General features: G+C 41.3%; 20 protein-coding genes. 11 read left to right on the top strand and 9 right to left on the bottom strand.

Going from position 1 to position 26,136, the window contains the following annotated elements; translation table 11 throughout:
• Positions 1 to 177 precede the first annotated feature (177 nt).
• Positions 178 to 1,197, top strand: coding sequence for a ferrochelatase (gene hemH / locus L1286_RS14775; protein WP_235407828.1), 1,020 nt, complete (start codon positions 178 to 180; stop codon positions 1,195 to 1,197).
• A gap of 40 nt (positions 1,198 to 1,237) precedes the next feature.
• Here hemH and L1286_RS14770 read toward each other — a convergent pair whose 3' ends face one another.
• The 4 genes from L1286_RS14770 to L1286_RS14755 all read right to left on the bottom strand — a co-directional run bounded on the left by L1286_RS14770 (position 1,238) and on the right by L1286_RS14755 (position 8,240).
• Positions 1,238 to 1,933, bottom strand: coding sequence for a hypothetical protein (locus L1286_RS14770; RefSeq protein ID WP_235407827.1), 696 nt, complete (start codon positions 1,931 to 1,933; stop codon positions 1,238 to 1,240).
• A 401-nt stretch (positions 1,934 to 2,334) separates the two neighbouring features.
• Entirely contained in the window at positions 2,335 to 4,899 is a 2,565-nt protein-coding gene (locus tag L1286_RS14765; protein WP_235407826.1) for a putative bifunctional diguanylate cyclase/phosphodiesterase, read from the bottom strand.
• Positions 4,900 to 5,183: 284 nt separating this feature from the next.
• Entirely contained in the window at positions 5,184 to 6,590 is a 1,407-nt protein-coding gene (locus L1286_RS14760) for a YfcC family protein (RefSeq protein WP_235407825.1), read from the bottom strand.
• A gap of 120 nt (positions 6,591 to 6,710) precedes the next feature.
• Entirely contained in the window at positions 6,711 to 8,240 is a 1,530-nt protein-coding gene (locus L1286_RS14755; RefSeq protein WP_235407824.1) for a sensor domain-containing diguanylate cyclase, read from the bottom strand.
• A gap of 287 nt (positions 8,241 to 8,527) precedes the next feature.
• Between L1286_RS14755 and L1286_RS14750 the strand changes: the two genes are divergently transcribed.
• The 3 genes from L1286_RS14750 (at position 8,528) to L1286_RS14740 (ending at position 11,475) form a co-directional block, all read left to right on the top strand.
• The gene (locus L1286_RS14750) at positions 8,528 to 8,725 is read left to right on the top strand and encodes a hypothetical protein (RefSeq protein ID WP_235407823.1); all 198 of its coding nucleotides are present in this window, start codon (positions 8,528 to 8,530) and stop codon (positions 8,723 to 8,725) included.
• Positions 8,726 to 8,763: 38 nt separating this feature from the next.
• Positions 8,764 to 9,228 carry a nuclear transport factor 2 family protein gene (locus L1286_RS14745; protein WP_235407822.1) on the top strand — a complete coding sequence of 155 codons (465 nt, stop codon included), beginning with the start codon at positions 8,764 to 8,766 and terminating at the stop codon, positions 9,226 to 9,228.
• A gap of 282 nt (positions 9,229 to 9,510) precedes the next feature.
• Complete coding sequence (locus L1286_RS14740) at positions 9,511 to 11,475, top strand: hypothetical protein (RefSeq protein ID WP_235407821.1); 1,965 nt, start codon at positions 9,511 to 9,513, stop codon at positions 11,473 to 11,475.
• Positions 11,476 to 11,533: 58 nt separating this feature from the next.
• Here the strand turns inward: L1286_RS14740 and L1286_RS14735 are convergent, their stop codons facing one another.
• Positions 11,534 to 12,322 carry a YwqG family protein gene (locus tag L1286_RS14735; protein ID WP_235407820.1) on the bottom strand — a complete coding sequence of 263 codons (789 nt, stop codon included), beginning with the start codon at positions 12,320 to 12,322 and terminating at the stop codon, positions 11,534 to 11,536.
• Positions 12,323 to 13,307: 985 nt separating this feature from the next.
• Here L1286_RS14735 and nrdB point away from each other — a divergent pair.
• Positions 13,308 to 14,438: a class Ia ribonucleoside-diphosphate reductase subunit beta gene (gene nrdB, locus L1286_RS14730; RefSeq protein WP_235407819.1), complete on the top strand. Its 1,131-nt coding sequence runs from the start codon at positions 13,308 to 13,310 to the stop codon at positions 14,436 to 14,438.
• Positions 14,438 to 14,710, top strand: a complete 273-nt coding sequence (yfaE, locus tag L1286_RS14725; RefSeq protein WP_235407818.1) for a class I ribonucleotide reductase maintenance protein YfaE — start codon at positions 14,438 to 14,440, stop codon at positions 14,708 to 14,710. Before nrdB ends, yfaE begins: the two co-directional genes overlap by 1 nt.
• Here yfaE and L1286_RS14720 read toward each other — a convergent pair.
• Positions 14,702 to 15,226 carry a YaeQ family protein gene (locus tag L1286_RS14720; RefSeq protein ID WP_235407817.1) on the bottom strand — a complete coding sequence of 175 codons (525 nt, stop codon included), beginning with the start codon at positions 15,224 to 15,226 and terminating at the stop codon, positions 14,702 to 14,704. The two genes, yfaE and L1286_RS14720, sit on opposite strands and share 9 nt — an antisense overlap.
• A gap of 153 nt (positions 15,227 to 15,379) precedes the next feature.
• Here L1286_RS14720 and L1286_RS14715 point away from each other — a divergent pair, with 153 nt between their 5' ends.
• Positions 15,380 to 17,920, top strand: coding sequence for a TonB-dependent receptor (locus L1286_RS14715; protein ID WP_235407816.1), 2,541 nt, complete (start codon positions 15,380 to 15,382; stop codon positions 17,918 to 17,920).
• Positions 17,921 to 18,022: 102 nt separating this feature from the next.
• On the opposite strand, the gene L1286_RS14710 is transcribed toward L1286_RS14715, so the two are convergent.
• From L1286_RS14710 to L1286_RS14700, 3 genes are read right to left on the bottom strand one after another with little or no spacing between them, the layout of a single operon-like run.
• Positions 18,023 to 18,412: a GtrA family protein gene (locus L1286_RS14710; protein WP_235407815.1), complete on the bottom strand. Its 390-nt coding sequence runs from the start codon at positions 18,410 to 18,412 to the stop codon at positions 18,023 to 18,025.
• Position 18,413: 1 nt separating this feature from the next.
• Complete coding sequence (locus L1286_RS14705; protein WP_235407814.1) at positions 18,414 to 19,829, bottom strand: ArnT family glycosyltransferase; 1,416 nt, start codon at positions 19,827 to 19,829, stop codon at positions 18,414 to 18,416.
• Positions 19,830 to 20,864 (bottom strand): glycosyltransferase family 2 protein, encoded by a 1,035-nt coding sequence (locus L1286_RS14700; RefSeq protein WP_268832421.1) that lies wholly within the window; start codon positions 20,862 to 20,864, stop codon positions 19,830 to 19,832.
• Positions 20,865 to 20,989: 125 nt separating this feature from the next.
• Here L1286_RS14700 and L1286_RS14695 point away from each other — a divergent pair, with 125 nt between their 5' ends.
• The 4 genes from L1286_RS14695 to L1286_RS14680 all read left to right on the top strand — a co-directional run bounded on the left by L1286_RS14695 (position 20,990) and on the right by L1286_RS14680 (position 26,068).
• A complete protein-coding gene (locus tag L1286_RS14695; protein ID WP_235407813.1) occupies positions 20,990 to 21,661 on the top strand; it encodes a response regulator transcription factor in 672 nt (223 codons plus the stop codon).
• 1 nt (position 21,662) lies between these two features.
• A complete protein-coding gene (locus L1286_RS14690; protein WP_235407812.1) occupies positions 21,663 to 22,937 on the top strand; it encodes a sensor histidine kinase in 1,275 nt (424 codons plus the stop codon).
• A gap of 1,038 nt (positions 22,938 to 23,975) precedes the next feature.
• Positions 23,976 to 25,184 (top strand): N-acyl amino acid synthase FeeM domain-containing protein, encoded by a 1,209-nt coding sequence (locus tag L1286_RS14685; RefSeq protein ID WP_235407811.1) that lies wholly within the window; start codon positions 23,976 to 23,978, stop codon positions 25,182 to 25,184.
• Positions 25,181 to 26,068 carry a class I SAM-dependent methyltransferase gene (locus L1286_RS14680; RefSeq protein ID WP_235407810.1) on the top strand — a complete coding sequence of 296 codons (888 nt, stop codon included), beginning with the start codon at positions 25,181 to 25,183 and terminating at the stop codon, positions 26,066 to 26,068. The genes L1286_RS14685 and L1286_RS14680 overlap by 4 nt, the downstream gene beginning before the upstream one ends.
• Positions 26,069 to 26,136: the final 68 nt, after the last annotated feature.

Here is a 26,136-nt window from a genome sequence, read left to right as displayed (position 1 = left end):
CGCAACATACGTCTAATATAGCAATTAGGCAACCAATTTCAGCCAAATTACTTAGATTTTAAGTATTTTACATCTATTTTTGTAATACCTGTCCGAAATCAGATCTAAAAATAGATTTTTCACGTATTCTGTTTGTTGTAAAATATCCATGTTTTTAAAACTACCAAGGAGCGTTAAGTGTCCAGATTTTCAGCTATTACTGACAACCCACATGAAAATCGATTCAACAGTAAAATTGGGGTATTAGTTACCAACTTGGGAAGCCCCGATGATGCAACTACACCCGCTCTAAGAACTTATCTAAGGGAGTTTCTATCAGACCCGCGAATTGTTGAGATCCCAAGAGTACTTTGGATGATGATCCTCCATGGTATTATATTGAGAGTAAGGCCAAGTAAATCAGCCCAAGCTTATCAAAGCATTTGGACCGAAGATGGGTCTCCACTTATTAATATCACGAAGAAGCAATGTGAAAAATTGCAAAAGCTGATTAATGACAAGGGCCACAACAATGTCGAAATCGTCATGGCCATGCGCTACGGTAACCCATCCATCGAGTCCGGTTTAGAGCAACTACGCGAAAAAGGTATCACGAATATTGTGGTATTGCCGCTCTACCCGCAATATTCAAGTGCAACAACAGGCTCGACATTTGATGCCGTCTCCCGTGTTTTGACCAAGTGGCGATGGGTACCACAACTTCATTTCTTGAATGGCTATTACGATCATCCTAAGTACATAGAAGCGTTATCAAACTCAGTAAAAGAATATCTAGAAAGCAACCCAATGCCAGATAAGCTCTTGTTTTCCTACCATGGTACCCCGAAACAGTTTTTACTAAATGGCGACCCTTATCATTGCTTTTGTCATTTAACAACCAAAGCAGTGGTGTCACACCTTGGTCTGGATAAAGAAAAAGTGATGACGACTTTTCAGAGCCGTTTTGGCAAAGCTGAATGGTTAAAACCTTATACGGACCATACCCTAAAAGAACTCGCGAGGGATGGTAATGAACATGTTGCTATTTTGAGCCCTGCTTTTAGTGCCGATTGCTTGGAAACACTCGAAGAGCTTGAAGAGGAAAATAAAGAGTACTTTATCGAAGCCGGAGGAAAACGATACGACTATATTCCTGCGCTTAATGATAGAGACGACCACATTGCGGCTTTCTATGACATATTGAAACCGCACCTATAAAAAAAGCCACCATTAGGTGGCTTTTTTTATTGCTGCGAACTTAGAGTTTTTTTCCTGACCAAGGGCAGTATTTCCACGAAACATGCGCTTCTTCACCATTTGGACAAACTCTTGGTACAAAGAGTGAGTTGAGTGGCGTTTTAAAATCGGCGGTTAACTCGACACCTGCTTTATTTTTCAGACTCATCACAAAGTTACCTTCTTGATGAGGGTCAACCACACGGGCGCCTTTATTGTCACTGTCATCGAAGATAAAAAAGTGGAAGTTTAACCCCATATTTCCCATTGCACCTTGTAATATAGGCTTCACTTGAGTCATTAGCATGGTCATTTCTTCTGACACTTTGTTTGAAGGGGTTAAATTTAGACCTTTCGAATTGGGAGTTTTGTAATTAACCTTCAGGTTTTTCTCTACATAACTTTGAGAATAATAGTTAAATACCCCCATCGCAGACACGTCTGCTTGCACAATACCAACAACCAAATAGTCTTTTAGGACGTCTAACATTTGCTTTTTCATTTGTTCTGTTAGGTTAGGATCTCGTGACATAATCGATGCCCAGTACTCAAATGGAACCCACCATACTAGGGTCATATGATTGTCCGCAGCGCCTTCGGGCTGAGCCTGAGTATCTGCAATGATATCTTGTATTGATATTTCCGTATAATCCCTTCTTTCTAGCGCAAAACAATTTACCGATAATAGTAGTAATGCGAGTATAAAAATGTTCTTCATTGAAACTCCGTAGATGTACTTCATGACCCACAACAACGCACCGTGGAGAATTGCCATGGCGAAAAGCCGGCATCGCCTCATCCAGTTCGTGGTATTAGGTTTTGAAAGTTTGTTCTTTATTTTAAGGACGCTATTTTCTATAAGCGCAGCGGCATTGTACAGGAGAATGTCAACAACCTCCCTACTTTAGACAGAGTTTTTAGCTTTAATAAGGCATTAAGCGATAACTTTCCTTTGAAAGAATGAGCATTGAATGGAGATTCGTTGGATACATGAAGTGTTATCTTCTTGATAGTGCCCAAATAATCTTTATGCTTTTGTTTTCGAGGGTGATCTCTATTATTGGGGAGGCCATAAACACAAAAACCACCATCTCTAGCGACTTTTGTGTTTATTAGATTTTAAAAGCGTTGCTTAATTTCAGCTAAAATCGCGTTATCCCTTTCTGGCGCGTTAAACTCTTCCAGTAAAGTGATACACGCGTTTAACGGCCTTGCTGGACTGTAGTAGTAACCCTGAATATGATCACACCCCAACTCAGCGAGCATCTGTAACTGTACTTGTGACTCTACGCCTTCTGCAATCACCTTGATACCAAGCTGCTGTGCCATACTAACCAAACAAGAAATCATGATTTGTTTGTTTTTGTCCTGCATCAGGCTATCAACAAAGGACTTGTCAATTTTCAGATAGTCGACTTGATTGTCAATGATATGGCTCAACGATGAGTAACCCGTACAAAAATCATCTAGCGCAATCTCGACACCTTTGTCACGTAGGTCTTTAAGTAGGTCCCATGTGTATCGGTTCGTCGCCATCGATTCTGTGACTTCCACTGTCAAACTTTCGTAAGGCACGCCTGCCAGCTCTATCGCTTTAGAAATTAAATCAAACTGATTGTTACTCACCTTGAACTCATTAACGGAGCGATTTACGGAAACACTCACATCCTTATACCCTAGGTCATGTATATGTCGAAGGTCCAAGCAGGCTCTTTCAAGCACAAACTGGCCTATTTGGTGAATAAAACCAAACTCTTCCGCAATTGGGATAAATGCCCCCGGTGAGATCATACCCTGTTCTTCATCAAACCAACGGACCAAGGCCTCAAACTTAACAATACGCCCACTATTTTGTTCAATGATTGGCTGATAATATACGTTCAGTAGCTTGTGCTTGATCGCTGCTCGCAGTTTGTCTCTCAGCGCAATTTTATTTAAATGCGCATTTTGAATCTCCTGATTGTGTAAAGCCACATTACCGCGATTGTTTTTCTTGGCGCTTTCGAGTGCATGTGCTGCATTTCTAATAAACTTAGCAGCCGTCACGCGGTGCTTATAATCTAACTGTGCAACACCAGTACTGGCACTCAACTCTATTGTTAATTCATTAAATACATAGGGTTGCTTTAATTTATCACTTAGTTTATTTGCAATCAGTAAAGCGCTATCTTCATTGGTTTTGTCAAGCAAAATAGCGAATTCATCGCCACCATAGCGAGAGATTGTGTCTTGCTTTCTTAGCCCATTCTTCAGCCGCTTAGCAACTGAAACAAGCACCTTGTCACCCATTTCTGGACCATAAATATCATTCACCTCTTTAAAATGATCAAGTCCGATAAATAACAAAGAGCAGGGATGAGAACAGCTTCGGCTCGCTGAGATCTTTTGCTCGACCACATCCATAAAATAACGGCGATTCAGTAATGCGGTGAGCGGTTCATGATTCGCGTAAAAAGTAAGTTGAGCCTCATTCCGCTTCCATTCTGTGATATCTCTAAAAATGGCGACATGGTTGAGTACATCACCTTGGTCATCTCTCACGATATTCAAAGTCAGTTCTTCAGGAAATATTTGACCATTTTTCCTGCGATTGTATATCTCACCCTTCCAGGTATTTTGCGAAGACAAAGTTGCCCACATTTTCTGATAAAACTCAGCATCATGTTGTCCAGACGATAACACGGACGGATTTCGACCTAACAACTCGGTATCCGAATACCCAGTAAGTCGTTCAAAAGCACGGTTAACCATAACCACTCGGTTTTCATGGTCGGTGATCATGATCGCTTCAGTAGCGTGTTCGAATACAACGTTAGTGAGTTCAAGTTGTCGATTGAGTGAGTAGATATAGGTGATATCTTGGATCGTTGCACTGAACACCCGTTCATCTTCTTGTTCTTCAGAACGTTCTACGCGTCCAATGACTCGAAACAGGCCTTTAAACTGATTTCTATCCTGATGAGAGACATTAATATCCACTTGGTCAATTTGCCCATTACGCAATTTTTGCATTACTACGCGTAAGGTTTTTTGGTCTTTTCCAATCAGACAATCGCAAAACCGCTCAAAGCTCAGCGGTTCATCACACGGATAATTAATGAGGGTTCTCATTTCTTGGCTAAAAATATGCTTATTTCTGCTGATATTCCATGACCAAGAGCTGAGCCTCGCAATACGCTCGCCCTTAGCCAATTGTTTAACCAAGATTTCTTGTGCTGCAAGCTCAAGGTTATGGTTAAGCTCTGCACCAACCAACAGGCTCAACTCTCTAAACCAATGTTTATCGTCGCTCGAAATCTCAATTTGCTCATCGAACAGGCAGACCATGATACCGATTGGTTTATGGTCTAAGGCTCTTAACGTTACACCTAGGTAGCCATCAATATCGAATATCTTTAAAATTTCGTCCTCAGCATACATCTGTTGTAGATTGCAACTGATGGAACACACACTTTGGCTATCTTTCGCATCTTTACACGGTGTGCCTTCTAAATCATAAATGATGTAGTTTGACTTCACCCCGTCTACTGCATAAGCCACCGTTTTCACTCGTGTATCTGAATCGATAAACTTGCCTATTAAACAATGAGCTGGCTGAAACTTTTCGTATATCAAGTTCAGCGCCAATTCGTAACGAGCTTCGCTACTTGGTAAATTATAAAAAGTACTGAATGATAGCTTCATCGTTTAACAATCTTTTAATAATTATAGTTATTACTATGAACGGGAAATAATACAAATAGCAATATTAGTTTTATTGCCGAATATAAATATGAAGGTAGATCAATAAAATATCAATAAGTAATAACAAATATATAGACAACTGACCAACACAGCTGTTTCTTATAAATCAATATTTTATTTAGTATTTTACATCAATAATAAAGATAAAAATGAGTGTATATGAGGGAAAAGCATATAAAAAAGCCGTCTTTTAGACGGCTTTCAAAATGACATAAATTTGCAATTTACTCAATAATAGGCTGCACATCTAGCCCATAACCGAAGCTTACTGCAAGGACTAAAACAATAGACGCAGCGAGCAATAATTTACCTATTAACGGTAAACAGAAACGGAACCAGTGTGTATAAGGAACACCAGCCATGCCCAGAATACCCATCAGTACTGCGTTAGTCGGGATGATCATATTCGAGAAGCCATCTCCAAATTGATACGCAAGCACAGCAACTTGACGTGGCACTCCCACCAAATCACCTACCGGAACCATGAGTGGCATCGTCACATATGCTTGCCCTGAACCAGACGGAATAAAAGTATTCAAGAAAGTTTGAATTACAAGCATGCCGACTGCTGAGATCTCTGCCGCAACATGCGATAGCGGAGACGACATACCATAGACAAGCGTATGTAGTATCTGGCCATCCTCTAGGATAAGGGCTATACCTCTAGCAACACCTATCAGAACTGCGGTGGTAACAAGCTCAGAAACACCCTCAATAAAACGCTCAGCGGTTTCATCAGCAGATAGCTTTCCTAATATTGCAATTACAACGCCCCAGGCAACGAACAAACCACCTAGTTCATAAAGGTACCAACCTTTAGTCGCGATGCCCCAGACTGCAATACAGAGCGTCACAATGAAACTAAATAAAATCGTTTGATGGCGTTTATTCAATTTTGGATAACTAGGCTTTGCTTGACCTTCTAACGGGCAAGGTACCCCTATCATCATTGATTTACTTGGATCTTGAGATACGCGCTTCGCATAGCTCCAAACATGATGAAAACCAATTAGTACAAATGGGATAAAAATAGCTAAACGGAGCTCAATGCCTGAATAAACAGGGATATCCGCAATTTGCTGTGCGATCAAAACAGTGAATGGGTTGAATGCTGACACACCGTAACCAATGCCATAACCGGCAACAATCATACCAACCGCAGTCATGGCATCAAGTTTCATCGCTTTACACAATGCAACCAGAATCAACACAAATGGTATGTACTCCCCCGCCGTGCCGATAGTGCTGGATGCCAGAGCAAAACTAAACACCACCATAAAAATAAGACGCTGTGGTTTTGTGCCGTGCTTTTCTAACAAGCGACCGATCAGTGCATCAACCGTACCAGTTGCACGGGCAATACTTAATACACCACCCACAATTAGTACAAAGAAAATAACATCTTGTGCTTGGGCAAATGCCTTTGGAATGGCTGTAAGTAAATCCCAAGGAGTAAGGTATTCTTTTTGTTCTACTAACTGATACGTTCCAGCAACAACCATCTTACGGCCGCTCTCTGTAACACTGGTCTCAAAAAATCCTTGTGGTACTACCCAAGTAGCAAGTAGTGCAACCACCATCATGCCGAGTAACAGCACGAGCGTGTGTGGCACTTTCAACTGTTGTCCCATTTACTGCTCCAAATAATAGTTATGTAGTTTGGCGCGCATATTACCCACATTTAAGACAAAGATCATTGCCTAAGCTAAAAGAATGTAAATGATTTGCGGTTTATGGCCCTAAAAATAAGATTAAACCGATGCAATGTGACAACTTTTATTGCGACCTGTGTGTTTCGCTCTATATAAAGCTTTATCCGCAAGCGCAATTGCCTGCTCAATAGACGCATTACCGCTAGACCAGTCGGATACACCAATGGACACGGTTACTTTTATACCTTCTGGCATTGTATGCGCTGCGACTTTTTTCCGAAGTCGCTCCGCAGCGTCAAGAGCTTCGTGTAACGTTAATTTAGGCATAAACGCTAAAAACTCCTCGCCACCAGCGCGACAAATAAAATCGTCAGAACGGGCGTTGTGCCTCATCACATTTGCTATTTCTTTTAGTACTTTGTCACCAGTCATATGACCGTGCAAATCGTTAATACACTTAAAATGATCAATATCAATGGCTAAAACCGACATACTCAAATTGGAATGAATCGCATTTTTTAACCAAAATTCAAGTGAAAAACGGTTATGTAAAGATGTTAATTTGTCGGTTTTGCGATCATTATCAAGAGATTTTATGACCTTTTGTATCGAGCGGTTACTGCGCACTAAAGTACGTTTTAGATTTGCGGCTTCATAATACCAAGCGCGAACACCATTTGTATCTGCATGTTCGTGATCAAAAGTAGCCAACTGTTTTGCAAGGCGTGTTAGTGGTTTAGCAATTTGAATACCCGCTATCAAAATCAACCCGAGAATAAAAATGGTTGCAGGGATACTTGAATAAATAACACTCCTATGAGTGGTGCCTAATTCGTCTAAGATCGAAGACATTGGTCTTTGACTAACGACCCCCCAACCTGTCATAGGTATCGGAGCGAAACCAGCTATCATTGAAACACCTGCACTATTTATCAACTCGGAAGCGCCCGTTTCGCCTTGCAGCACTTGTGCGATGACTTTGTTACCCGACACCACGTCACCCACTCTATCGGTATCTATGTGATACAGTAATCTAGCCTGCCCATCGACCACATATAAATAGGAGCCATCTTCATAATGATGCCTACCCAATAGTCGATTTAGTATTGTGTTACCTTGTAAATATATCCCACCAGCAACAAACCCCATGTACTCACCGTTTTCAGATACAATCGGGTATGTTGGGCTAATCATTAAGTTACCTGCAGGTGACACAAAAGGGTCGAGTACTTTCGGCTGATGGTTTTTTACTGCTTCTAATTGTGATTTAGAAATTGATTTTCCCAATACATCAAGATCCGGTTTGACCGCAATAATCTGCCCTTGAGTATCGACGACAACCAGAGAGTCAAAACTGTTCGTTTGACTGATTAACCGTTCTAGTTCTTTTTGGACCTCTGCTAAATCATTAAACCGTGTCGATATATGGTACGCACTGACATGAAGCTGGCTATTCACCGATTGTAAAAACAACTCTGTCACTTGTGCCAGTTTGGACGCATATACCTGGTTCGAGTGTAATGTATCTTTTATGAACGCGCTACGGTGAACATGATAACTCGTAATGAGCGTATTGAGCGATGTAAACACCACACCAAATGTCGCCAAAACCAGTATTAACCTTTTCAAATCTAACCGAAATAATTTTCGTAACGTATTTAATTTTGCTTTAACCATAACAGTTAAAAATAATTCCCTGCAATTTGCATAAATTTTAGCGTTGGCTCTTATTTATTGGATTATTCTAGGTCAATGTTATGCATACTATTTTTAAGTTAGCCTTGTATTCAATCTTAATTTTATGTGCATTGAATATACCATTATACCGCCCCTTTTCTTGCCATTGTGTGTGTTGTTCTGGTTTAAGGCTGTAATCCGTTTTATAATGCACGTTCCATATCTATAGTAGGTCTATAATGCGCAAAAAGAGCAAAACAAACCCCTTAGTCACTCACCTAACTATCGCCATCGCCGCGCTAGCAATGTTGTGGTTGTCTACTGAAGACAAGGATATCTTGGTGCTCGGAAACTCTTTGATTTTGGTGTACATTGTGTACGCGCTCGCTTCCCGGTTTGTTTTAGGCAAAAAAAAGAGTAAACATACGCAAAAATAAAGCTCGTTTGGAAGCATGTAACAAAATAAGGATCTGCAATGAAATATCTAATGCTTCCGCTGGTGTTATTGTCGGGCTGTAGTGCCACAACGGCAGTCAATGAAAACACCAAAAAGCTATGTGAAGATACACTCTATCAATATACTCAGATAAGAGACAAAGGTACCACCTCTCAATATGTGGACCTATTCACCGAGGACGCGACTTTTACCGTTGAAAAACTGGGTATTGAGCTAAACGGCCAAAAAGAGCTTGCAACTAGGTTTGAGTCAGCAAGGGTAAAAAGTAAATCGATACACCTACTTACTTCTGCTCACGTTTATCTCTCTGATCAAGGGCAGTTAAGCGCAACCTCAAACTTTATTTTGTTTATGAAAGACAAAAAGGCCGCAGACTCCACCAAAGTTTTGTCCGGCAGGTATATTGATAGTCTTGTTTTATCAAACAATAAATGTAAATTTAAAAATAGAGATGTCATTGTCGATCGCATTGACACACTGTGAACACATCGGATGCAAACGTCAGTATCGAGTTTGCATCATTAAAATTATTAACCAGAAATCGTAATTTTAGCGCCGTATACATACAAATCCCTCGAATTTAGTCTACATTCAATGATGCTATTTGCTCCTGCATTTTCAACTTAGCCGGAAGAACTATGCGATAAGTATCAAATGCCAGCATTATGCTATTGAAAATAGTATTATCAAAGAAATTACAAGGATTGGACTCGTTGTTTGGATGTAATAGCAATACAGATTAAGTTAACCTTGTAGGCAAGTGCTATGAACATCATTAAACCATTGCAATTTCTTGTGTTGGGATTATCACTATTGTCACTGTCTGGATGTTTAAACAGTGACGATGATGACCCAGCCCCCTTAGAGCAAAATACCCAAATTACCGTCACTCCATCTCTGGGGTTGATTAAAAATGCAGACATCCAAGTACTTACGCTAAATAATAATCAACTTGTGTCTGGAGCCACCGGAAGCACTGGTGAAACAGGCAGTGCAACTGTGACTATACCTGCCGGTACAACAGGCCCCTTTGTGATAGAAGTGATGCCAACGAGCGAATCCGAGTATTTTGACGAAGCTAAAGGGACATTCTTACCGCTTCCTGCTGACACTAAACTCCGTGCAGTCTTATCAACCTTACAAAGCCAAATTGGCGTCACCACGCTCACAGAGATCGCTGCAAACTCAATTGTCTCGGCGAATGTAACCGATGCGAGCTCTGTTAACGCAGTCAATGAACAGATTCGAAAAGCGCTGGCGCCTGCTTTACAAAGCATCTTGCAAGCCCCACAGCTCATCTCCGAAAACGCAGCGGGGTCAGTCAATAACGACCAAGGTGGTATCTATGCGGTGACACTGGCCGCATTAGCAAATCTGGGATCCACTCAAGATAATCCAGCTTTGGCCATACTCAATAGCCTGAAAGCAGATTTCTTAGATAACCAGCTCGATGGCAAGGTAGGCGATAAAGCATTTCAAAACCCAATTTATAATGCTGATTCATTTATTAGTGACCTATCTACTCAGATTACCAACTATGCGAACAGTTTCGGGGTGTCTGACTTGGCAAGTAATATTAGTAGTACCTTTTTACTTGATGAAATTAAAAAGACTTTAGAAGGGCTAGAAGACATTCTAAATGGGTTAAATCTTGACGATCTTAACTTTGACTTTATTCCCGACGGCTTTTTACCTGACGATGAAGATAATGATGACGATCAAGGTAATGATGACACAACGTCAACGCTCACAATTACAGGAACCACAACCACAGCAGGCATTACAACTGAGCTTCCTGCCATCACGGTCAACAACATCCCTGCACCAAACCCCGAAGATATCAACGCCATTGAGCAGCAAATCAAAACCCAGGTTGAATCGCAAGGCATCACCGTGACGAACCTCGAATTTAGTCTCGTCAGCGCAAACAGTGAAAAGGTCGTGGTGAGCGTAAAGTATGCATTTTCAACATCAGGTGTTACTGTGACAGCAGATCTCACCTACACGTGGACCCCAGGCTACAAAGACAGCGATGCTTCTGACGACGACTCTTCCGATGATATGTTGCCAGACGCGCTCAGTAGTAAAGTTTTCACCCTTACATTTAAATTAAGTGAGAGTGGCTCTGCATACACAGATGGACAAAAAGTACAGTTTACTTTTTCTAGCTCAGGTAAACTGTTCATTGACGTTGACCCAGATACATCCAATGGAGACGAAATTACCTTAGATAGCTTTGACAAAGAAGGTGATGAATATGTTTATAGCGATCAAGCAAATGGGTTTAACTATTCAGTCGCGGTTTTAAATGACAAACTCCATGAAATTAACTTGTTTGCTATTGGCGGTGGTTTATTGGGGCAATTTGTTGTGCAGGCTAGCGAAGACGATATTCCTAATTTAGCGGCATTGACTGCACTTGCAGGTACGTATGTTGTGTCAGGAGACGGCCATAGTAGAGGGACAGTGATCATCGGACAAGATGGCACAGTCGACTTTGATTCTGGCATCAGCTACACACCCAGTGACATAGTAGCAATATTTGACCGTAAAAACATTACCGAAGAACCTAGAGTGCAAGTCAATTATGGTAGTGACGACGACGGTCCGTCGGTTCGCATATTTTTAAATACGGACCTACAATCTGTAAAAATGATGCGTTACACCCATAATAACGAAAACATCTCGATTGAAGTAACGGTTCAGTCTGTTACTGGCGGGGGTAATTAAACCTTTACACGCTAACAGGTTAAGCCTATCCATTCAGGCTTAACCTGTTTATGCAAGGTTAGCTGCAATCCCAATTATACCAGACTCGAGAAAAGTCCCCTTTCTTCAGGGCTTCTGGCTCAATAAAAAAGTTTGCAACACCACAGTCACCCCACATAATTTCTACGCCTTCATCGTTTTCACTGTCCAATTGAAACAATAGTATCCAGTGCTCATCTGGTTTTTCATACCCTCTGGGGTCTTCTTGGGTAAAGTGTGCATAGCCGCCTACCTTTGAGCCCATGCTTTCAAAATTGTCGTATAAATACTCTCCCACAGCCTCGTCCATTTCGAACACATCTCCACATATTTTCTCAAATCGATAGTCCGTAGGTGAAGGTTGCTCTTTATCCAGCTCAAATTGCAATGAATATTCATTTGCTATGGGAAAATCAGAGTCTACAGCTGCGCTAGGCAAACACTGCTCAAGCATCGTCTCATCTTTAATGACCTCTTTGTGGAAAACAACACGATAACCATCTGGCTTGCTAAGCGTTTCATCTACTGACGCGTCAAAATCCATACCATACAATTCATCGTCATCTTCTACAAAAAACTGAAGTATGCCCGTTGTCGGATACCCCTCCAATGCAGGTACTTCTTCAAAGTTTATTTGAGCCAATAAAACCAATGGCGCTCCACTAGAGTTACATGGATATGTTTCTCCCATTGGCCAATACGGTTTGCCTGCAAACTTACTACTCCATATATGTTCAGGTTCCACCGCGGTTGGAATCACTTTCGCGTACTCTAAGGCATAGGGTTGCAATTGTTCATTAATTTGCTGGATCTCAGTTTCTACACTCATATTGATTGTTCTTTCATGTTGAGATTAGGTTGAGTCCGTTTTAGGACCCTGTGATTGTCGTGCTTGAGTTAATATACCCAATTTATGTTTCAAAGTTGATACATGCTTCGGCAAACCACAGCATTGTGTTTGATGCCCACACCTGATTCAAACTCGTTAATGCATTTTCAATTGGCACATTTAATATCGCACGATGACACTCTCATTCGCCGAACCTTACTCATTGCGCACAATAAGCAGATGACAACTGGCACTTTGCCAACTTGGTTCGCCTTATTTTGGTTCGCCCTATAAGAGTATTCTTACACAGCCAATTTGTTTTTCTACATGGAATTGAACACATGCCACTTAAACACTGTGCGGCCAAAAAATGGCGATTGATAGCCTACTGATGTTGGGCCAGTTCTCATATTGAGTTAAGTTTTACTACCTGTGTATATTCTCACAATGTTTATGGTTACATTTCCTAAGACTTACCAAAGAATGGATCTAAATCGACACAAAAGTATCTATTTTTTTAAACTGCGAGTCGATTGATAGAAAAATTTAGCTATGCTGTATTTAACCACATCGCAACGTTCAAAAGCATGAAACATCCTCCGATGATTGGTAAAAACACAAGCTTAACTAAATAGTCGAAAAAACAAGTTCAACAACACATAAATCGTTGTATTTATTAGTTATATTTACAGTTGTTGAAATCAGTAGAGTACGTGGATATTGCTATTTATGAAGATTTGTCAAGACGGTAATCGCCTAAATCTGAAAAATTTATTTGCGGTGTAGAATCGAATTCTGTGATACATTCGTATACTGAAACACACGCTCTGGGTTTGATGACACAAAGTGAAAAGGTGAACTGTTGTGTGCGCCATCAGCGGCATAGCAAAACGCTGAGTCATCACTTTGTGATCATGATAAATTGTAAACATTACAGCGGTTAGGTCTTTTGACCCCGCTACATTTTTGGTATCGAGTATTATTTATGTCGTATTCTACGTTTAACAGAAAACATAATGATCAACTAAAAGAGCCAATGTTTTTTGGCCAATCTGTTAATGTATCTCGCTATGATCAGCAGAAATACCCAATTTTTGAGAAGCTAATTGAAAAGCAATTATCTTTTTTTTGGCGTCCTGAAGAAGTCGATGTAAGTAAAGACAGGCTAGATTTTCAGGCTTTACCTGAACATGAAAAGCACATATTTTTAAGCAACCTAAAATACCAAACACTGCTGGACAGTGTGCAAGGTCGCTCACCCAATGTTGCTTTACTACCTATCGTTTCAATTCCTGAGTTAGAAACATGGATTGAGACTTGGGCATTCAGTGAGACTATCCACAGTCGTTCGTACACGCACATCATTCGTAATGTGACGAAGCAACCTGAACTAATTTTCGATGATATTGTTGAAAACGAAAAAATCAGTGAGCGCGCCGACTCGGTAACAAAGTATTACGACGAGTTAATCGAAAAAGTCGCTATTTATAACATGTACGGTGAAGGCAAACACACCATTAATGGCGAAACAGTACACATAAACTTGTTTGAGCTTAAAAAGTTACTTTACCTTTGCATTATGTCGGTAAACATTCTTGAAGCGATCCGTTTTTATGTGAGCTTTGCGTGCTCATTTGCATTTGCTGAACGCGAGTTGATGGAAGGTAATGCAAAAATTATCAAGCTAATTGCACGTGATGAAGCGCTTCACCTTTCTGGTACTCAACATATTTTAAATATCATGCAAGAAGGTAAAGACGATCCTGAGATGTCAATTGTCGCAGCCCAATGTGAGCAAGAAGCAATTCAAATGTTCGTTGAAGCAGCACAGCAAGAAAAAGAATGGGCTGAATACCTATTTAAAGATGGTTCAATGATTGGGCTTAACAAAGATATTTTGTGTCAATATGTAGAATACATCACAAACGTACGTATGACGGCAGTAGGGTTACCAGCTCAGTTTGAAAACAAAAGCAATCCTATACCTTGGATCAATGCTTGGTTAGTGTCAGACAATGTTCAGGTCGCACCGCAAGAAGCAGAGATCAGTTCATACTTAGTTGGTCAAATCGATTCAGAAGTAAGCGCATCAGATTTTGGTGATTTCGACCTGTAATGGAAGAAAGGCCACAACCGACGATTACGATTGAAGACCACGATGAGCCGCTGCAATTTGCGGCTCAGTCACCTTCACTTCTCTGCACTTTAGAACAAAATAATGTTGATGTACCTTACCAATGCCGCGAAGGGTATTGTGGCGCATGCCGAGCTAAGTTAGTCAAAGGCGAAACAGTTTACAATCAAGAGCCTTTGGCATTTGTACGAGATGGTGAAGTATTATTGTGCTGCTCAAAGCCGATAACCGATATTGTGATTAAGCTAACGTAATTTTTGTACTTCTGTTTGAAAATAATCGGTGCCATTGCTTATTGCGATAGCACCCTCTTCTATTACCACATCCCAATGCAAGCTACGTGTTAATGCTGCTACTAACTCATCAACCCAAATTTGCTTAACTGAAAATATCCGAATGTTTGGTAATGCAATGAGATGCGGCTCTAACGCATTAAACCAACCATCATCATGTACAATGAATAGAATGGTCTTATTGTAGAGTTTTGCATACTTTTGAATGTCATTTAATTCAGCAGGACCAACAAACAGCGCATTTTCAATTAATCCGCTGTCATCTTCGTGCCATACGTCAGGGCTAAACTTCTCACGGCTGCTTAACCAGCGCACTTTATCACTGTATGACAAAGCGCAATAACCAATGAGCTTTAAAACAAAGTGCTCAAGAGTTTCCGCCTTTTGTAATGCTGTAGTAAACGTTTCGAGGTGATTTGCCTGATGAAACAGATCAGCAATTGTCAGCCTAACTTTGAATACAAATGGTCCTGTCATACTTTACTCTGCTTAACACACTTTAGTTAAAATATAGGAACAGACACATATAATTCAAATATAAAGTTATAGTATAACATCATTGTTTTTAAAAAAATGAAGTGTTATATTATTACAAGTTCACAATCACTAACACAATCAATAAGTAATAACATGTTTAAACAATCTTTGATCTCACTGAGTGTCAGCGCAGTAATGCTGTCAACGTCGGCATATGCTGGCGAGTTAAAAGGACAAGTTGTTGATAGCAACAACCTACCTCTTAGCAATGCAAATGTTCACCTGCACGGCAAATCACAAACAATTAAAACGGATGCTGAAGGCAACTTTACAATCGAAGTTGACGCAGCTTCACAGTTACATGTTTCAAAAAATAACTTTATTGATCAGCGCTTAGACGTTAAACCTGACTCTCCTTTTGTCACCGTTACCCTTACGCCAAGTTCTGTTGAGAGTATTGTTGTGTACGCATCAGCATTACACAAAAGCAACATGGAAATGGCATCACCAGTGACCGTTGTAAGTGGTGATACACTTAAAAATTCAGCAAAGCCAACACTTGGTGAAACACTGAAAGGTTTGCCTGGTATCAATGCGAGCTACTTCGGCCCAGTATCTTCCAGCCCGATTATCCGTGGTTTGGATGGCCCTCGCGTTAAGATCACACAAAACGGTCTAGACAGCAGCGATGCGTCTCGCGTTGGTCCTGACCATGCAACAACAAACGATGCTCTTGGCGCGGAACAAATCGAAATCCTTCGCGGCCCAGCAACCCTGCTGTATGGCGCTGGCGCAATCGGTGGTGTCGTAAACGTGGTTGATAACCGTATCCCGACTGACGTTATCGAAGGGCCGCAAGGTGCTGTTAACTATAGCCACGATACTAACTCAAACACAAACACGTATGCCGTGTTGTTTGAAACAGGTCATGAAGGCTTTAATTTCCACTTTGACGGTGTGAAGCGTCAAGGTGATGACTACGAAACACCCAGCTTTAAACTACCTGGAGACCATGACGAACACCACGAAGATGAGCATGGCCATGACGACGACCATGATCATGAACACGAAGGTGAAGAGCATGCAGGTGAAGAAGAGCATGCTGCAGAATACGCTGAAAAAGTAGATAACACTTACATCGATTCTGAAGTCTTTAACATCGGCACAAGTTACGTATCTGACCATATTACAGCAGGTATTTCATTCGGCCGCATTGAGTCTGACTACGGGATCCCGGCACATAGCCACGATCACGGACATGATCATGACGAGCATGGACACGACGACGAACACGACCATGGCCACGACGAAGATCATGGTGAAGATGATGCACACGATCACGCGGATGAAAACCACAATGTATTCGCACGTGTTAAACAAGACAGATGGCAAGCACTATTCAACTATGCGCTACACAATAACTGGTTAGAGTCTGTTCAAGTACGTGCTGGTTACACTGATTATGAGCACGCTGAAATTGAAGGTGGTGCAGTTGGCACAGTATTCAAGAACAAGACAACGGAACTTCGTACTAACTTTGAACACCGTATCGGTGGCTGGCACGGCATCTTCGGTTACCACTACTCCGATAGTGATTATGAAGCGCAAGGTGCTGAAGCCTTCACCCCTGCAACTACGACAACAACACATGCTTTCTATATCTTAGAAGAGAAAGAGTTTGGTGACTTTACACTAGAGCTTGGTGCTCGCGTTGAAGACTTCGAACTTTCAAGTCGTATTACAGAAACACACACCGGTCACGATGACGATCACGACGAACATGGCCATGACGATCATGATCATGACCACGGTCATGATGAAGACATGGTCAAGACCACACAAATCTCAGACTACACGCTAGAAATGACCAATATCAGCGCGTCAATCGGTGGCGTTTATAATTACGCACCGGGTGAGAACGTGGCGATTAGCCTATCTCGTTCAGAGCGTGCGCCATTAACCGCAGAACTATTGTCTAATGGCCTACACATCGCAACCAGCACGTATGAGTTAGGTCTTGGTTACGAAATTGAAGGCACAGAGATCCATTTTGAGCCGACTGACCTTGAAAAAGAAACATCGACTAATTTAGACATTAGCTACCGCCGTTTCATCGGTGATTTTGGTTACACTGTTAACGTCTTCCACAATGATATTTCAAACTTCTACTATCAGGAAAAGACAAATTACTTCTTTACGTCTGAGCATGGTCTAGAAGTGGCTGACCACGAGCATGAAGGTGCACGTGATGTTTATCAATATGTTAGCCAAGATGCAAAGTTATTTGGTTTAGAGTTTGATGTGCATTATCAAATTAACGACGTGAATCGCGTAAAAGTATTTGGTGATCATTTACGCGCTAAATTAGACAATGGCCAAAACCTACCGCGTATTCCAAGCAACAAACTTGGGATTAACTACGCGTACGAAAATGGTCCGTTTAAAGCTGACATGACGATTACACGTTATCTTGAGCAAGATAAGATCACGTCTTATGAGACAGTTACAAAAGGCTACACATTGGTCGACGCCAGCCTAAGCTATGACTTTGATTTACAAGGTATCGACATGGTTGGCTACATGAATCTAGAAAACCTGACGGATGAACTTGGCTTTGTACATAGCTCGTTCATCAAAGATCAGGCGCCTCTCCCTGGGCGTAACTTAAAGCTTGGAATTAGAGCTTACTTCTAAACAGTTCCTTTCTTTTATAGAGACCAAAATGCTGTCCTTCGTGGCAGCATTTTTATTTCTCACATTTACCTACCTGTGTCTGTTCCACTTATGTAATCCGCATTACGCTGATTTTAGGTTAAACACCCACCACGCACTCAATAGATAGTTAAAAATCATGCCAGCCAACACACCACAAATAAAAGCGACGTAAACAAATAGATGCTCCGCCGAGTAAAGTGTCATCCCTTTAAATATGGTTATATTAATAAGCCCTGTAATACAGGACACGATTAAACTCCGTCGACATTCAGATGCAAAATAATTGGTCTTGGCACTACCAAAAGTAAAATGTCGATTTCCAAACCACGTAACCAACGCCGCCACCAAAAAAGCAAGCACCCTCGCCCATTCTATTGGTAACGACAACCCGAGGGTTAGAACTGTAAATATCGATACATCTACAGCAAACCCAGTTGTGCCTACGAGGGCAAATTTTAGCACCTGTCTCATGTTACTTACTCGGTGTGGCAGTACAAGTGAACAGTGCTCGGCCCGATGGCGACTGATGATCCACCTCACAACTTAGCGAATTCTGTACGACGAACGCTTTCACCTGCTCAGGTTGACCAATGAGATGATACTGACTCAATGCAGAAAGTACTTTGACATCTTTTAGCAATTTAGCTTGTCCTTGACTATAAAACTGGCCAGAGAACGGGCGTTTGCCAATATAAAATATAGGTAGTTGAGATGTAACTTTTTGAAAAATCACCCTGTCGCTTCGACTGTCTGCTTTGCCCATGTTGAGCACCAACAAAGCAATCATTAATATCACCGGAATGATAGCAGAGGCTCCCCATAGCCATTTAAAGTCTTTTTGCGTAACTAACATCGCTATTAATACACCAATTGCAGGCACCCCAGGTAAAACGTAGGCTGGCAAAATGTTTCCTGACAAGGTAAACAACAAAAGCGGTGACAATAGCCAGCAAATTAAAAAACTAAATAGACCGGTATTATCTCCTTCAATATCTGTTTTTTTACTTCGCTTTTTCCAGATCAATACTGGGAGCACCAGTGACCAAGGTAAGGCCGATTGCAACCAAAATAACCAGATTGTACCTCGAGGTCTATCATGCGCATTACCGTATAGATCTCCCTCCCAGCCGCTAACCACAAAACGATTAAAGTGCTCCCCGACAATAAAGTAATCAATAAAACCAGGGGTTGCTAGCTCAGCCAAGACATACCAAGGCATCGCGACAGTAAGCATAAGCACACAACCGGGTAAAATCGGAAATCGATACCACAATTGTTTGAACGCCCCAACAAACCCATGTTGCAGTATCAACCAAGGTACAACCGCAATTGCCATTATCACCAAGGCGACAGGCCCCTTCGCTAACAATCCACATGCTAAGCCGAAAAAGCCCACATATCCCCAAATTTGAGCGCGCTCATCTTTTTGCAACCAGCACAAATAGAACCCAACCATGGCCATTGTCAATGCGAGCGTCAGCGCCATATCTGTCATTACTGCACCAGATGCAATCGTAAAAATTCCGCAGGTCGCAACCACAATTGCGGCAACGACAGCGTTATTATTGGTTTTTCTGGCAAGTAGCCCAATCAAACAAATGGTTAACACACCCGCCAACCAGTGGGGAACACGCACGGCAAATTCATTAAGTCCGAATAATTCGATTCCGGTTGCGCTCATCCAAGTAAATAGTGGCGGCTTACCCCAAAATGGGATGCCATAATCAAATTGGGGGGTCAGCCAATTGCCAGTTTCAACCATTAACCTCGCCATTTCACCATACCGTGCCTCTGTGGTGTCCATTAATGGATAAGTCGCCAAAGAGATCAATCGAAGCAACAGAGCGAAAGCCAACAGTAACCAAAGGTGAATTTGTTTAACGGTCATCTAAACGTTCTCTCTTATTGATGCCAAATTTTCATGCTTAATTTCAGATTGCTTGCACTCGTGTATGTCTGCGATGAGGTAAAGCGGCCTTTGTTTGACTTCAACAAAAATTCTTCCAATGTATTCGCCCAATAAACCGATGGACAATAGCTGGATACCGCCAAGTGCCAGCTGGACGACCATCGTTGATGGATAACCAGTCACAGCTTCTCCATAAACCATTGTTTTTGTGATTATAAATAAGCCATAAATAAAAGCTGAGCTTGCAACCATCGCACCTAGTATGGTCGCTATTCTGAGAGGTCGAATAGAAAATGACGTTATACCGTCCATAGCCAGACCAACCAGTTTTAAGTAATTCCACTTTGTTTGCCCTAGGTAACGAGCATCGCGCTCAAACTCAATCGTTGTTTGTTTGAACCCTGGCCATGCAAAAATCCCTTTCATATAGCGAGTACGCTCGGGCAAATCATTAATGTGCTTCACGACTTTTGCACTCATTAGTCGAAAATCTCCCACATTTTCGGGCACATTCAATGAGGTCATCTTGTTTAACAATGTATAAAAACACCCCGCAGAAAATCGCTTAAACCAAGACTCCCCAGCACGGCTTGTTCGTTTCATAGTGACCACATCAAAGCCCATGCGCCATTTGCACACCATTTTTGGGATAAGCTCTGGTGGGTCTTGTAAATCGGCATCAATTATCACGACGGCCTGACCTAGTGCATGCTTAAGGCCCGCGCTCATTGCGTTCTCTTTACCAAAATTACGACTGAGCGCTATACACTTAATCGTGCAGTTAATCGCACTAAAACTTTTGACAATCTCCTGACTGCCATCAACACTCCCATCATCAACGTAGATAATTTCTGTTGTTCCACTGATTTGAGAAAGCACCCAACTGAGTCGTTGATGAAATTCTGCGAGTACTTCAGACTCGTTATAAAAAGGAACGACAACTGATAAAGTGGGTCCAATATCTCGGTGTTCATTTAAAGCGCTTATATTTATCGTTGTATTGGAAAAAGACATACGTATGTATCCGTATCGTTAAAAGGCAGAATTAGCCTACACGGAACATAGTGAAAGAGTTGTCGTCGACATTTTTTTCACATCAATTGTGCATAATATAAATGGTTTATTGCAGGAGGGTTCGCTTGAAAAGGTTACTAATCGTTGAAGATAATCGTGAAATTGCAGGCATATTGTTTGACTATTTTGAGTCGCTCGGTATGGAGATTGATTATGCAGACAACGGAGAGTTAGGCTTAAAACTCGCTAGCGAGCATACCTTTGATATTATTCTTTTAGACTTAATGCTACCGCGCATGAGTGGATTATTAATTTGCAATAAACTGAGAGAATCCGGTAACACCACCCCCATATTAATGCTCACAGCCTTAGATGGGCGAGAAGATATTTTACAAGGATTTGAACACGGTGCAGATGATTACCTCACCAAGCCATTCGATTTGGATATTCTAGAAGCGCGTATGCAAGCACTCATACGCCGAAGTAATGCAGAATTTTCAAGCCAAAAACTCTGTTTTGGTGAGGTATATATTGACCAAAAGACACGCCAAGCCTACAGGCAAAATCGACTATTAGCGCTCAATCCTACGACCTATACAATTTTAGAGCTACTGTTAAAAAAAGCCCCTGAAGTGTTAACAAGAGAAGAAATCGCATATCAACTTTGGCATGAGAACGAGCCAAACAATGATGTGCTGCGCAGTCATATTTATCAACTAAGAACTCAATTAGATAAACCCTTTGAACACCCAGTTTTAGTCACGGTGCCTAAAGTTGGATTTCGTTTGGAGCCCTAGCATGATTCGACGATACCTTGGTAATACACATAGTATGACAGGCCGCCTTGCTCTTTTTTTTGCGGCGGTTTCAACGATCATCGGCTTGTTTTGCTTTACGCTTATCACGTTAACTTTGCATTGGGCAGAAGATAGAATGGGAGAAAGGCGGATACTCATTGATAAAAAAGAAGCTATTCATTATTTCCACTCTAATCCAGAGGTCAGTGTCATTCAGCTCGATCTACTTACCACTGCTTATAACGATATTTCACTAGTACCGAAAATATACCAGCCCTACCTCATCGGAAAACGTCACTTTTTGGATGAAGTGCATATTGAAGACGGTTCTCAAATGGTTTACTTGAGCACGTTTACTCAAAATGGTCTTGAAAAACCGATTGTTTTACTCACTTATGTAGATGAAGTAGAAATTAGTTACGATGAATTTATCACCGTGATTGCCATTAACCTTACCTTTGTGGTGGTGCTTGTTTTCATTTTCGCCAAACTGTTAATGAAGTTGTCTCAGCGTTTAATAGAGCCTGTCAATGCGCTTAAAACTCAACTAGATAAAAATGACCCCAGCGCGAGTTTTACCTTACCCAATGACGCAGCCAATGAATTCCAAACGCTTGCGACAGGATTAAATGCGTATAGGACGCGCGTGAATGACCTAATTAAACGAGAGCAATCTTTCGCTAGGTATGCAAGCCACGAACTTAGAACGCCTCTCACAGTCATTAAAGGCGCTTCGAAGTTACTTCTTAGAGCAAGTGAAGATAGCTTTATATCGCGACAAATGATCAGAGTGCAGGAGGCGAGCAAACAAATGTCGACCATGACCGATGCCCTTCTTTCACTGGTGCGTTACGAACGAGAAAAACATAACGAACCGATAAGGCGTGTAAGCACAACAGAGTTGGACAGCATCATTTCATCAAACCAATCCCTAGCCAAAGAAAAGCGGCTCGATTTGAAATGTACAATAGACGGTATGCCTACCGTTCAAGCTAGTCCACCCGTGATAGCGATCGTATTAAACAATTTAATAAGAAACGCCATCGCAGCTACCGAGTCGGGCCATATAGAGGTTTACATGAGCGACTCGGTGCTCAAGGTTATCGACAGTGGTTGCGGTTTCGATGGTTCTCATGATCCACAAGGACATGGGCTCGGCTTACTCATCGTCGAAGACTTTTGCCAACGCTTTGATTGGCACTTCTCTATGCAAAACAATGATCAAGGTGGCTGTACAGTTTGCATAAACTTCAACCCGCATATAGTAGCAGGTTAAAGTCATCTAAATGTGTTTCAATTAAATGGGTTCTATTTGTGAATGGGTCTAATCACTCGTTGAGCGTTTGTTGTTCATCAACACAGCACGCTAAAGTGTCCCAGATTTTGAGCAGGTTTATCTTGGCGTTTAAGTCAAAGTAATTAATTAAGAAGACCTGTGATATCGGCGTTGATACACAATAACTTAAATTTAAATCCTATCGAATTGACTTATACTCAAACAAATCAACTACTTTGTCCCATTGATAACGACCCATTGATACGTTTTTTTGTAATACCATACGATTTAGATAAACTAAATAAAAACAAAAATTAATGGTAAAATACATATTAGACTATGCCACAAACCCAGTATGTTTGAAATAAAAAACGGCACGGGGGCAAAGGCAATTATACCTAACAATAAATAAACTCGTATTCTTTGAACCGATAAGGGCATATGCCACTCAGGCTTTATTGTTTTATTAAATAGGAAAAATAAAGCTTTAAACCCTAAAATACCAAAAAGACAAATCGTTAATGATACTAGACTAACGACCTCTTTATGAACCAGTGCACCGGCTGTAAAAATGACTCCTAAAATCAGTAAAAACATTGGCGGTATTAAAGTGACTATAAAAAGTATGGTTAATAGACTATGCCGAACATTACTCATGCTTACTTAGGTGAATATCTGATATTTTTCAACAGTAACATGATATAAAACCAATTTAAACATATACAGGCATCGACTGATAAGATTGCATGACAAGAGTTTTAATGTAAATAAAAGTGGACAGTTATAGTTTAAATTTAAACATTTCATCTGAATTATACAGATTTAAACATGCCCATAATCAAAACTATGGCTTTAACTCCATTGGCTTGGTCGCTTTACTTTTGTTCTTCATACTGCTTTTTGTCACTATCTTGGGCTTCGACATATCATCATTTCTTGTCACACTTTTATCTTAACTTTCTTTGCACGTGCTGTTTACCACTCTCTTACTGAACGTTACAATCCAGTTTTGCAATAAACAATTATAAAGTCCGTTCAATGTCAATTAGAGTAAAAGTCGCCGCGACCCCGGTTGAGCTCAATCATGTATACCAGCTAAGGTACCAAGTCTATGCTGAAGAATATGCTTATATGCAGAAAAATTCGCAGCGTATCATTATGGATATGTATGACGGCATGCCCGACAGCTACAACATTATTGCTTATGATGGTGACACACCAGTTGGTACAATACGTGTGGTCATTGACGGCGCACTGCGTTTGCCAGCAGACCAAATGTACGACTTTAATCAATACCGTTCTCAGTTGATAGAGCAAGCCCAGTCACATGGTTTGCCACCCCCTCTGTTGGCGAATTCTGGCATGTTTGCGATAGATGCCAGATGGCGAAATCGCCGTGATTTATTTCGCTCTCTGTTTAAACTGAGTTGCGATATTGGCGAAGCCAGAGGTGTCACTGACATTATTACAACGGCGAACATCGAAACGCTGGCGCTATACAAACGCATGGGTCTCAAAGCACTTGGCGCACAAATTCAACATGAACATATTTCCGTCTCTATGGTGCCCATGCATTGCAGTATGGCGCAGATCACAAAGTGGGCGTTTGGTGGAGCCAGAAAACACTCAAAACTGACTGAGCTATTTGCACTGTGCTATGAATACTTGCTAGTCAGCGCAGGCACTCCAATTTTTAACGCCGCAGATGAAAACCCAGATGAAGCTTACCTAATAAGCAGTGGTGCCATAGGTATAACGATGGACACCACCAATCAGCAGCAAGATTTTGACCTGGCAACTTTAACAGCCGGAGAACTGTTTGGTGAATCATGTCTGATCGATGAACAGGCACGTAAAGTCAATGCCACCGCCATTGTCAACACGGATCTACTCGTTCTAAGGAAGATAGATTTCTGGAACAAAGTCAATCAAGATCAGAACTACATGAAAGAAGTGCTCAAGGTAATGGATCAGAAGCTTAGAGATGTAGGTCGAAGAGCATTGATTTACGCCCACGCTTCACGCGAAGAAAGATTACAGTTCTTTCTTGAGCAACTTGCAAAAACCGCACAACCCATGCTGAAAAAGCCACATCAACGAGTTGTCAGAATGGGCGGACATGCGTTTTCGGTGATATCTGGGGTTGAACGCGACGAAAGCCAAGCGTTTCTTGAACAGAAGGCGAAGACAGGCAGCATTGGCTTAACTGAAAATAGCATTGTTTTTTACAATGAGGCGCTATCATGAAAGATAATAATGCCAGTTCTACTGCTTTTACCGTGGCTCAGGGACTGTTGTTTGCTGCCAAAACTTCACAGTATGGTACCTTGGTAACTGACAACGTGATCTCGGTCTCAACACAAATATTACAAGGTAGCGAACAAGGCCGCCATAGACTAAAACAGCTCAGCAGTTGGTGGTTTTGCAAACTCGCAAAACTGAGAGAACGGTTATTATTGCCAGGTATTTCCCTGCATTATGTATTGCGTAAACGACATATTGAGCATATAACACTGGATGCACTATCAGACGGTATCACTCAAGTTGTCGTTTTAGGTGCAGGTTTCGACTCTTTGTGCTGGCGTCTTCAACATGATTACCCCAATGCCAATTTTATCGAAATTGACCACCCTGCTACTCAGGAACAAAAAGTAAAAGCCTTGGAGCAAGGGACTAATCAGAATCAAAACATGCACTTTTTAGCTGTAGATTTTGGCCGTCAACAGCTAAAAACTGCCCTGACCGAATTCGAAGCGTTCGACCCAAAGCGACCGACCTTGTTTATTTGCGAAGGGGTTTTAATGTATTTAAACAAAAAAGACGTTAACGCAATTTTTGATTCTATCCGAGCGTTAACTGGTGCGGGAACGCAGTTTGTGTTTTCTACTTTGGAGCCCAAAGAAAGCCCAAGAAACACTGTGCCCAAAATGCTATACCGACACTTAGAAAAGCTTGGAGAGCCTATATTGTGGGATATCGATAGCCACACGATGCAAAGCTATTTAAAAACACACCTATGCCAACTTCACTCTATCGCTGGTGGACAGGAATTAGTCGCACAGCAAATACAGGGAAAACTGCAGCAAAAGATGTATCAAGGCGAATATTTTGTGCACTGTACATTTGAATGACCACACATTCTCAACCGCCATTTTTATCCTTACTCAGGTATCGAGACCTTTGCCATAATAGCGTAGCC

The organism is Pseudoalteromonas sp. SMS1, from assembly GCF_021530565.1.
In the GTDB taxonomy this organism is placed as follows: domain Bacteria; phylum Pseudomonadota; class Gammaproteobacteria; order Enterobacterales; family Alteromonadaceae; genus Pseudoalteromonas.
This window is presented reverse-complemented; position numbering and strand designations above follow the sequence as displayed.